This is a genomic window from Enterobacter sp. GD03975 (assembly GCF_029838645.1).
Taxonomy (GTDB): domain Bacteria; phylum Pseudomonadota; class Gammaproteobacteria; order Enterobacterales; family Enterobacteriaceae; genus Enterobacter; species Enterobacter quasihormaechei.
In genome coordinates this window covers 37,453-47,723 of the sequence record NZ_JAOBZC010000020.1, presented here as the reverse complement: position 1 = coordinate 47,723, position 10,271 = coordinate 37,453, and the positions used below count along the sequence as shown (strand labels likewise).

Below are 10,271 nucleotides of genomic sequence, written 5' to 3'. Positions count from 1 at the left end.
AGGAAATTTAAAAAAAGTTTCTGACCGTGTTTTTTTTCACCAAAAGCGATGAGATCAAGCTACAAATTGTTCTATTTGATGTATCTGCAACCACAATCACACCTGAGATGGCATAATTAGCCGCATCAATATTTAAGGAATAAAAGCGATGCCATTAAGCGCACAACAGTTGGCAGCTCAAAAAAACCTGTCGTATGTGCTGGCAGAAAAGCTGGCCCAGCTGATCTTAGCGGGTAAATATGCCCCAGGGAGCATCCTGCCCAGCGAGATGGAACTGGGGGATCGGTTTGGCGTAAGCCGTACCGCCGTTCGCGAAGCGGTAAAAACATTAACGGCGAAAGGAATGGTGCTTCCACGCCCGCGCATTGGCACCCGCGTTATGCCTCAGGGGAACTGGAACTTTCTCGATCAGGAATTACTCACCTGGTGGATGACCGAAGATAACTTTAATCAGGTCGTTGATCACTTTCTGGTCATGCGCAGCAGTCTTGAGCCTCAGGCCTGCCTGCTTGCCGCCACGCTCGGCACGGCAGAGCAAAAAGCGCAGCTCAATACATTAATGGAAGAGATGGTGTTTCTGAAAAAGCACTTTAACCGCGAACGCTGGATAGAGGTCGATATGGCCTGGCACGAACATATCTATAATATGAGTGGAAATCCTTTCCTGACCTCCTTTGCTTCTTTATTCCATTCTGTGTACCACACTTACTTTACCTCTATCACACAAGATGAGGTGGTGAAGCTGGATCTGCATCAGGCGATAGTCGATGCCATTCAGGAGAGCGACGGGCAGCGAGCCCTGAGTGCGTGCCAGGCGTTGCTGGCCGCGCCAACCCACCAGCAGGTAAATAAATGACTGAGAAAAAAGCACGCAGTATGGCCGGATTGCCGTGGATTGCAGCCATGGCGTTCTTTATGCAGGCACTGGATGCCACTATCCTCAACACCGCCCTTCCCGCCATAGCCCAAAGCCTTAACCGCTCCCCGCTGGCGATGCAATCCGCCATCATCAGCTATACCCTGACGGTGGCGATGCTTATTCCGGTCAGCGGCTGGCTGGCCGATCGTTTCGGCACGCGTAAAGTGTTCATGCTGGCGGTGACGCTGTTCACCCTCGGTTCTCTGGCGTGCGCCCTCTCCACTTCTCTGACGGAACTGGTTATCTTCCGCGTCCTACAGGGGATAGGCGGCGCGATGATGATGCCCGTCGCGCGTCTGGCGCTCTTACGCGCCTATCCGCGCAGCGAACTGCTCCCGGTGCTCAACTTTGTGACCATGCCGGGGCTGGTTGGGCCGATACTTGGCCCGGTACTCGGCGGGGTACTGGTGACCTGGGCAAGCTGGCACTGGATCTTCCTGATTAACATTCCGATTGGTGTGGCAGGGCTGATTTACGCCCGCAAATATATGCCAAACTTCACCACGCCACGGCGCAGCTTCGATATGGGCGGCTTCTTCCTGTTTGGCCTGAGCCTGGTCCTGTTCTCCAGCGGGATGGAGCTGTTTGGCGAGAAAATCGTAGCGACGTGGCTGGCGCTGGCCGTCATCCTCAGCGGTATACTGCTGTTCCTTCTTTATATACGCCATGCGCGTCGCCACCCGACGCCGCTTATCTCTTTATCTCTCTTTAACACCCGAACGTTCTCCGTCGGGATCGCGGGCAATATAGCTTCACGTCTCGGCACGGGCTGTGTGCCTTTCCTGATGCCGCTGATGCTTCAGGTCGGTTTTGGCTATCCGGCGCTGATTGCCGGCTGCATGATGGCCCCCACGGCGATGGGCTCTATCCTGGCAAAATCGACGGTCACGCAGGTGCTGCGCTGGTTTGGCTATCGTAAGACGCTGGTTGGCGTGACGGTATTTATCGGATTGATGATTGCGCAGTTCTCCCTGCAATCTGCGGCGTTACCGATATGGATGCTGATCCTGCCGCTGTTTGTGCTGGGGATGGCTATGTCGACGCAGTTCACGTCGATGAACACGATTACGCTTGCGGATCTCACCGATGAGAACGCCAGCAGCGGCAACAGCGTACTGGCGGTGACCCAACAGCTGTCGATCAGCCTCGGGGTAGCCGTGAGCGCGGCGGTGCTGCGGTTTTATGAAGGGTTTGACGGTACGAATACCGTTGAGCAGTTCCACTATACCTTTATCACCATGGGCGCACTTACCGTGGTATCGGCGGTGGTCTTTATGTTGTTAAAGCCGAAAGACGGCCGGAACCTGATTAAAGAGCGTCACAAAGAAAAGGCTAAACCGAACCGCGTTCCATCAGAACAGGAGTAAGTTGCAAACGTTGCTGTTGCAGCGTGGGCTGCGCCATACGGTGGATCAACACGTCGATGGCCAGCTCACCCAGCTCATCCTTCGGCTGATGGATTGTGGTCAGCGGCGGCGTCATGTAGCGCGCCAGTTCGATATCATCGTAACCGACGATCGCCATATCGTCCGGAACACGTAACCCCGCCTGATACAGCGCCTGGTAAGCTCCGAATGCCATCGCATCGTTACCAATAAACACGGCCTGCGGGCGCGGCTCTTGCGCCAGCAGTTTCTGCATTGCTTCAAATCCACCATTAAATTCGAAATCGCCGGTGATGCGATAGCCATCAGGAATGGCAAGCCCTGCCCGCTCCATTGCCGAAAGATAGCCTTCCAGACGCAGGCGCGCCGGGGTTTTATCCAGCGGGCCGGTAATACAGGCAATGCGGGTATGACCTTTATCAATCAGGTGCTGGGTCGCCATATCGCCGCCCAGCAGGGAGTTATCCTGAATCAGATCGCTGGTCCCGTCGAACGGCGCCCAGTCCATCATTACCGTGGGAATAGAAGGGTAGCGCTGAATGATCTCTTTCGAGGGCTGATGCGTTTCGGTACAGAGAAGCAGCAATCCGTCGACGCGTTTTTGCATGAGCGTCTCCAGGTTACGGTTCATGCGCTGCTCATCCCCTTCGGTATTGCACAGCACCAGGCTATAGCCGCGCTCGAAGCAGCTGCGCTCCACGCCGCGCACCAGTTCAGAATAGAAAGGATTGGTACTGGCCGTGATCAGCATGCCGATGGTGCGCGTCTGGTTAAGCTTCAGGCTGCGCGCCAGCGCGGACGGTGCATAGTTGAGTTCTTTAATTGCAGCGTCAACTTTCTCCCGAATCGCCTCGCTGACGAAGCGATCGTTATTGATAACGTGGGAGACGGTCGAGGTAGAAACGCCCGCCATACGGGCGACATCTTTCATTGTGGCCAAGCATTACCCCTGCTGACTTAAGAATTCATCAATCTCTTTACGCCATGGAACAGAAGGCTGAGCGCCTTTACGCGTCACTGCAATCGCGGCGGCGGCATGCGCAAAGCGGATCGCGTCATCCATTGCTTTTCCTTCCAGCAATGCCGTTACCAGCGCACCGTTGAAGGTGTCGCCTGCGGCGATGGTATCAATGGCTTTGACCTTAAAGCCCGGTACGCGACGGCCTTCGCCATTGACGCTAGCCCACACCCCACGGCTGCCGAGGGTGATTATCACGGTTCCAATGCCTTTTTCGTGCAGCGCACGCGCCGCACGCGCCGCATCGTCATCATTTTCGACACGGATACCCGTCAGCTTTTCCGCTTCGGTTTCGTTCGGGGTGATGATATCCACCAGCGCCAGCAGTTCGTCTGTTAATACACGGGCAGGCGCAGGGTTAAGTACGACAGTGGTATGATTTTCATGCGCAATTTTCGCGGCGGCCAGCACGCTTTCAACCGGAGACTCCAGCTGCATCAGCAGGGCTTCCGCTCCGGCGATGATCCCACGCTGCGCTTCGACGCGTTCAGTCGTTAACGCGGCGTTAGCCCCCGCATGAATACCGATGACATTCTCACCTTCCGCATTGACGAAGATCAGCGCCACGCCGGTAGATTCCCCTTCAACAACGCTGACGGGTGCAGTATCGATGTTGTCGCTTGCCAGCTGTTTACGTACGCGCTCGCCGGTATCGTCATCACCCGTACAGGCGATAAACGCGATATTCGCCCCGCTGCGCCCGGCGGCAACCGCCTGGTTTGCGCCCTTACCGCCGAACGCGACCTGATACTGATTGCCGGTGACGGTTTCGCCCGGCGTGGGGAACGTTTCAAGGTTAAGAATGTGATCGGCATTGATACTGCCAAGGACGACGAGGTTGCCTGCGGTTTTCATGTATTGAGGTGTCCATCTGAGAGCGCCACCGGTATTACCCGGTGGCGTATGCCACACTTTTCTTTTATTTGGTGTCCCTCAGGCAGCCAGCGACTGCCTGAATCGCCTTTACTGCTTAATGACCAGCTTCAGGTCAACAGGGTATTTGGCCTGAACTTTTTCGCCCTTCAGCACTTTATCGGCAGTTTGCACGCCAGTCGCGCCAATCTGCTCAGGCAGCTGAGCGATGGTCGCAGCCAGTTTGCCATCATTTACTGCTTTTTCACCATCCGGCGTGCCGTCAAATCCGACAACCATCACATCTGATTTACCCGCAGTCTGGAGCGCACGCAGCGCACCGAGCGCCATTTCGTCGTTCTGTGCAAATACCGCCTGCACATCAGGATGCGCGGTCAGCAGGTTCTGCATAACGTTCAGACCCTTAGTACGGTCGAAGTCTGCCGGCTGGCTCGCCAGTACGTTAAATTTATGCGCCGCGACAGCCTGCTGGAAGCCTTCACCACGTTCACGGGCCGCGGAAGTCCCGGCGATACCCTGCAATTCGATCACTTTCGCGCCTTCACCGGCTTTCTTCGCGATGTAGTCACCGGCGATTTTTCCGCCCAGTACGTTATCAGACGCAATGTGGCTGACCACGTCGCCTTTCGTCGCCTGACGGTCCAGGGTGATCACCGGGATCTTCGCCTGGTTTGCCATCTTCACGGCGTTACCGACCGCGTCGGAATCCGTTGGGTTGATCAGCAGGATTTTCGTACCGCGTACGGTTAAGTCCTGAACGTTAGCCAGCTCTTTCGCCGGGTTGTTCTGTGAATCCAGCACCACCAGGTTGTAGCCCAGTTTGTCTGCTTCTTTCTGCGCACCGTCCTTCAGAGAGACGAAGAACGGGTTGTTCAGGGTAGAGACAACCAGCGCGATGGTATCTTTCGCCATGGCGTTAGCACTTACGGTTGCGCTCAGCGCGACAGCAGAAACCAGGGTAGCCAGTTTTTTCATGTTCATATCTAAGATGTCCTGTAGTGTCGTCAGTTACTGTTTTTTGTTGTCTACCAGTACCGCCAGCAAAATCACCACTGCCTTAACGATCATCTGGTAATAGGAGGAAACACCTAACAAATTCAAACCATTATTCAGGAAACCGAGGATCAGTGCGCCGATCAATGTCCCAACAATGCGACCTTTACCGCCCGCAAGGCTCGTACCGCCCAGAACCACCGCCGCGATGGCATCCAGCTCGTACCCCGTTCCCGCCGTTGGCTGTGCGGAAGAGAGGCGCGCCACTTCGATGATGCCCGCCAGAGAGGCCAGCAGGCCGCACAGGGAGTAAACGATAATTTTGACTTTATTGACGCTGATGCCGGACAGACGCGTGGCCGCTTCATTACCGCCCAGCGCATAAATATAACGACCCAGGCGGGTATGGTGCAGCATGTACCACGCCGCCAGGAAGACGATAGCCATGATCCAGACCGGCGTCGGGATGCCCAGCGGGCGACCGATACCGAACCAGCCAAACAGATCGGCGTTATCCGTAAACCCGGTATTCACCGGGCTGCCGTTGGTGTACACCATGGTCACGCCGCGCAGCAGCAACATCATCACCAGCGTGGCGATAAACGCCTGAACGCGACCTTTCGCTACTATCACACCGGTGACGGCGCCAATCGCTGCGCCTGCCGCCAGGGCAGCGGCAACGGCCACCAGCGCGTTAACTTCAATGCCGACAATCGACGCGGCGATCGCACCGGTGAGCGCCAGCAGGGAACCGACGGACAGATCGATACCCGAGGTCAGAATCACCAGCGTCATCCCCACCGCCATAATGGCGTTGACGGAAGTCTGCTGAAGAATATTGAACAGGTTATTGACGGTAAAAAAGTTCGGGCTCATGGTCGAGACAATCGCGATCAGCACCAGCAGGGCAATCAGCGATTTTTGTTCCATCAGCCATGCCTTTGTGAAATAGCGGCGACCAGAAACAGCCTGGGTAGTCATCTTCTTACTCCTGATTCACGCGATTAAGCTTGCCCACAGCGGCAGCCATCAGAACTTCCTGGGTGGCCTGCTCGCGAGTGAATTCACCGCCGAGATGCCCTTCATGCATGACGATAATGCGATCGCTCATGCCTAATACTTCTGGCATCTCGGAAGAGACCAGAATGATGCTCAGACCGTCGGCCTTGAACTGGTTAATCAGCTGATAGATCTCTTTTTTCGCGCCCACGTCCACGCCGCGGGTTGGCTCGTCGAGGATCAGCACTTTCGGGCGCGTCATCAGCCCGCGGGCAATCGCCACTTTCTGCTGATTCCCGCCGGACAGCAGGCCAATCGCCTGCTCCATCGACGGCGTTTTAACGTTAAAGAGACGGATAAAATCGCTGACCGCCTGCTGTTCGTCTTTGTGCTTGAGGCTGCCGCCGCTGCGGCTGAAATAGCGCAGCGCGGTCAGGGACATGTTCTCTTTCACCGACATGCCCAGCACTAAGCCGTCGCGCTTGCGGTCTTCGGAGATATAGACGATGCCGTTCGCCAGCCCGTCCTGCGGCGAGCGGGTGACCACTTCATGACCGTCAAGGGTAACGTAACCGCTGGTGCGTGGCAGTGCGCCATACAGCACTTTCATCAGTTCGGTACGGCCCGCGCCCATCAGGCCCGCGACGCCCAGGATCTCGCCCTGGCGCAGGGTAAAGGTCACATCGTTAACGCCCGGGCCGCAGAGGTTATCTACCTTCAGGCGGATCTCGCCCGGCGCTTTGTCCAGATGCGGATACTGATCTTCGAGCTTACGTCCCACCATCATTTCGATCAGCGTATCTTCGGTCAGCGTCGCCACTTCGCGCTCGGCGATAAACTGCCCGTCGCGGAAGACGGTCACGTCGTCGCAAATTTCGAAGATCTCTTTCATGCGGTGAGAGATATAGACAATGCCGCGCCCCTGCGCTTTCAGCTCGCGGATCACGCGGAACAGGGATTCGGTTTCGGTATCGGTCAGGGCGTCGGTCGGTTCATCCATAATGATGACCTTCGACTCAAAGCTCAGCACCTTCGCGATTTCCACCATCTGCTGATCGCCGATGGAGAGGTCGCCCACCAGGCGGTCGCTCTTGAAGCGCAGGTTCAGCTTCGCCAGCAATTTGTCCGCTTCGGCATACATGGTTTTCCAGTCGATTTTGCCAAACCGGTTCACGAACTCGCGGCCCAGGAAGATGTTCTCCGCAATGGTCAACTGCGGGATCAGGTTTAACTCCTGGTGAATAATGCCGATGCCCGCTTCCTGTGAGGATTTCGGGCCGCTGAAGGTGGTCTCTTTACCCAGCCATAAGAGCGAACCGGCATCGCGTTGGTAGATACCGGTCAGCACTTTCATCATGGTAGATTTGCCGGCGCCGTTTTCGCCCACCAGCGCCATTACGCGCCCGGAATAGACGTTCAGCGCCGCGCCGGAGAGGGCTTTAACGCCCGGGAACGACTTATCGATCCCTTTGAGTTGGAGTAATGCGTCCATGATGGCCTCAGAAGGTGACGCCAGCACAGAGAATGATATTCGCATACGGGGAACACTCCCCGCTGCGAATCACCGCCTGACTGTCTGCGGTTTGTTGTTTGAACTGCTCGTGCGTTGTGTAACGAATTTCTATGGTGTTTCCCTGGCGTTGTTGCAGTTGCTCAATGTGGCTGAGCAACGTTTCGTGGAGTTGCGGATTATGTTGTTTGATTTCCGCGGCGAGAATGGCCGTCTCAACCTGCATTTCCGCGGTCACCACCTCCAGTACCTGCATGAACGAGGGCACGCCCTGCGTTAACGCCATATCGATACGGGTTGTGCTGCGCGGAACCGGTAAGCCTGCATCGCAAACCACCAGCGTATCGGTATGCCCAAGACGGGAAATAACCGATGAGATTTCTGAGTTGAGTACCGTGCCTTTCTTCATTTTTTGCTCCACTAGCGAAACGTTTCGCTAAAAACAGTGTAGCCGCAAAAATGTTCAGAAAACCATCATGACGTAACGGATTTGTGATCAACGTCGAAACGTTTCGCTAAGTGAAATATTGAGGTGATTTTGGCGGATATGTTGAGGATCTGGTAGGCCGGGTAAGCACAGCGCCACCCGGCATTTTTAGAAGGACTTAAATCTCGACCTGCGTCCCCAGCTCAATCACGCGATTAGGCGGGATCTCAAACTGGTCAGGCGCACGCAGAGCGTTACGTTGCAGGATGAGATACAACTTACCGCGCAGACGTAGATACCATGGGCGCTTGCCGATGATCAGCGACTCGTGGGACATAAAGAACGACGTCTCCATCATGCGGCAGCTCAGCCCTTCCAGACCGCAGCGGTGGAATACTTCTTCTACGTTCGGCGTTTCGCGCCAGCCGTAGCTCGCCACCACGCGCCAGAAGGTTGGCGACAGTTGCTCGATCTGTACGCGGCGCACGTTGTGAACGTACGGCGCATCTTCGGTGCGCAGCGTCAGCAGGATCACGCGCTCGTGCAGCACTTTGTTGTGCTTAAGATTATGCATCAGCGCAAACGGGATCACGTTCAGCGCACGAGACATATACACCGCCGTGCCCGGCACGCGCACCGGCGGGGATTTCTCCAGCGAGGCGATCATCGCCTCCAGAGAATTACCGTGCTCATGCATACGACGCAGCAGGCGGAAACGTTCGCTCTTCCACGTCGTCATCACGATGAACATCACCAGACCCAGCGTCAGCGGCAGCCAGCCACCGGAGACAATCTTGTCGAGGTTCGCAGAGAACAGCGGCACATCGATGCAGAGGAAACCAACCAGGATCAGCCCCACGAGGAACTTATTCCAATGCCAGTTACGGTACGCCACGGTGGTGGAGAGAATAGAGGTCAACACCATCGTTCCGGTCACCGCGATACCGTACGCCGCCGCCAGGTTACTGGAGTGCTCGAAGCTGACGATAACAATCACAACCGCGAAATAGAGCAGCCAGTTGACGAACGGAATGTAGATCTGGCCTGACTCCATCTCAGAGGTATGAATAATGCGCATTGGCGAGAGATACCCCAGACGCACGGCCTGACGCGTCAGGGAGAAGACGCCGGAAATAACGGCCTGAGAGGCAATGACCGTCGCCAGCGTCGCCAGGATCAGCATCGGAACCAGCGCCCAGTCCGGCGCCAGCAGGAAGAACGGGTTTTTAATCGCTTCAGGATGGGCAAGCAGCAGCGCGCCCTGGCCGAAGTAATTCAGCACCAGTGAAGGCAGGACAACGCTAAACCAGGCGACGCGAATAGGGAGTTTCCCGAAGTGGCCCATATCCGCATACAGCGCTTCAACACCGGTAATGGAAAGCACCACCGCGCCCAGCGCTACAAACGACACCACTTTATATTCAAGGAAGAAATGAACCGCCCACATCGGGTTCAGCGCGTGCAGGACATCCGGGTTGGCAATAATGCTGCGCAAGCCCAGCGCCGCCAGGATCAGGAACCAGGCCAGCATGATAGGCGCAAACAGCTTACCCACCAGCCCGGTACCGTGTTTTTGTATGGCAAACAGCAATGTCAGCACGATAATAGCGAGTGGCACGACCCACGTATCAAGCTGCGGCGCGACAATCTCCAGCCCCTCTATGGCCGACATCACCGAAATCGCCGGCGTAATCACCACTTCCCCATAGAAGAAGCTGCCGCCAATCAGGCCGATAATGACCAGCACAGAGGTCATTCTTGCAGAGGTATTGCGCCCGGCAAGGGACATCAGGGTCAGAATACCGCCCTCGCCCGCGTTATCAGCCCGCATAACGAAGGAGAGATACTTCAGGGAGACCACCAGGATCAGCAGCCAGAAGATGAGCGAGAGAAAACCAAATACGGCGTCACGCTCTACACCAAAACCAAACTGACCGGACAGACATTCACGAAGCGTATAAAGCGGGCTGGTGCCGATATCACCGTAGACAACCCCGATCGCCGCAAGCGTTACTGCGGGTAATGATTGCTTATTATCAGTGCTCATAGACTAGTCTTTTCGTTTGAATAACAAATGTGTGCTTAGTCCCTTGGCCCACAAAAAGCGCACAGTATGCACGATTCAATGCAAAATCGTACCCCTAAAT

At 55.8% G+C, this 10,271-nt stretch carries 9 protein-coding genes; 2 read left to right on the top strand and 7 right to left on the bottom strand.

What is annotated here, in order from left to right; translation table 11 throughout:
- Nucleotides 1–148 precede the first annotated feature (148 nt).
- A complete protein-coding gene (locus N5C09_RS20900; protein WP_064910073.1) occupies nt 149–856 on the top strand; it encodes a FadR/GntR family transcriptional regulator in 708 nt (235 codons plus the stop codon).
- Entirely contained in the window at nt 853–2,286 is a 1,434-nt protein-coding gene (gene mdtD / locus N5C09_RS20895) for a multidrug transporter subunit MdtD (protein ID WP_063452027.1), read from the top strand. Before N5C09_RS20900 ends, mdtD begins: the two co-directional genes overlap by 4 nt.
- Here mdtD and rbsR read toward each other — a convergent pair.
- The 7 genes from rbsR to kup all read right to left on the bottom strand — a co-directional run bounded on the left by rbsR (nt 2,252) and on the right by kup (nt 10,171).
- On the bottom strand, nt 2,252–3,244 hold the full coding sequence (gene rbsR / locus N5C09_RS20890; protein ID WP_003862402.1) for a ribose operon transcriptional repressor RbsR: 993 nt from the start codon (nt 3,242–3,244) through the stop codon (nt 2,252–2,254). The genes mdtD and rbsR overlap by 35 nt on opposite strands.
- A gap of 3 nt (nt 3,245–3,247) precedes the next feature.
- A complete protein-coding gene (rbsK, locus tag N5C09_RS20885) occupies nt 3,248–4,177 on the bottom strand; it encodes a ribokinase (RefSeq protein WP_279749802.1) in 930 nt (309 codons plus the stop codon).
- Nucleotides 4,178–4,285: 108 nt separating this feature from the next.
- Nucleotides 4,286–5,176: a ribose ABC transporter substrate-binding protein RbsB gene (gene rbsB / locus N5C09_RS20880; RefSeq protein WP_003862397.1), complete on the bottom strand. Its 891-nt coding sequence runs from the start codon at nt 5,174–5,176 to the stop codon at nt 4,286–4,288.
- 27 nt (nt 5,177–5,203) lie between these two features.
- Entirely contained in the window at nt 5,204–6,169 is a 966-nt protein-coding gene (gene rbsC / locus N5C09_RS20875) for a ribose ABC transporter permease (protein ID WP_047360514.1), read from the bottom strand.
- Between the two features lie 4 nt (nt 6,170–6,173).
- Entirely contained in the window at nt 6,174–7,679 is a 1,506-nt protein-coding gene (gene rbsA, locus N5C09_RS20870) for a ribose ABC transporter ATP-binding protein RbsA (RefSeq protein ID WP_107534287.1), read from the bottom strand.
- 7 nt (nt 7,680–7,686) lie between these two features.
- Nucleotides 7,687–8,106, bottom strand: a complete 420-nt coding sequence (rbsD, locus tag N5C09_RS20865; RefSeq protein WP_063868573.1) for a D-ribose pyranase — start codon at nt 8,104–8,106, stop codon at nt 7,687–7,689.
- Between the two features lie 196 nt (nt 8,107–8,302).
- On the bottom strand, nt 8,303–10,171 hold the full coding sequence (gene kup, locus N5C09_RS20860) for a low affinity potassium transporter Kup (protein WP_006808744.1): 1,869 nt from the start codon (nt 10,169–10,171) through the stop codon (nt 8,303–8,305).
- Nucleotides 10,172–10,271 lie beyond the last annotated feature (100 nt).

Coding starts and splice junctions, on each gene's coding strand:
- N5C09_RS20900 (WP_064910073.1), top strand. CDS start 149: ATGCCATTAAGCGCACAACAGTTGGCAGCTCAAAAAAACCTGTCGTAT.
- mdtD (WP_063452027.1), top strand. CDS start 853: ATGACTGAGAAAAAAGCACGCAGTATGGCCGGATTGCCGTGGATTGCA.
- rbsK (WP_279749802.1), bottom strand. CDS start 4,177: ATGAAAACCGCAGGCAACCTCGTCGTCCTTGGCAGTATCAATGCCGAT.
- rbsB (WP_003862397.1), bottom strand. CDS start 5,176: ATGAACATGAAAAAACTGGCTACCCTGGTTTCTGCTGTCGCGCTGAGC.
- rbsC (WP_047360514.1), bottom strand. CDS start 6,169: ATGACTACCCAGGCTGTTTCTGGTCGCCGCTATTTCACAAAGGCATGG.
- rbsA (WP_107534287.1), bottom strand. CDS start 7,679: ATGGACGCATTACTCCAACTCAAAGGGATCGATAAGTCGTTCCCGGGC.
- rbsD (WP_063868573.1), bottom strand. CDS start 8,106: ATGAAGAAAGGCACGGTACTCAACTCAGAAATCTCATCGGTTATTTCC.
- kup (WP_006808744.1), bottom strand. CDS start 10,171: ATGAGCACTGATAATAAGCAATCATTACCCGCAGTAACGCTTGCGGCG.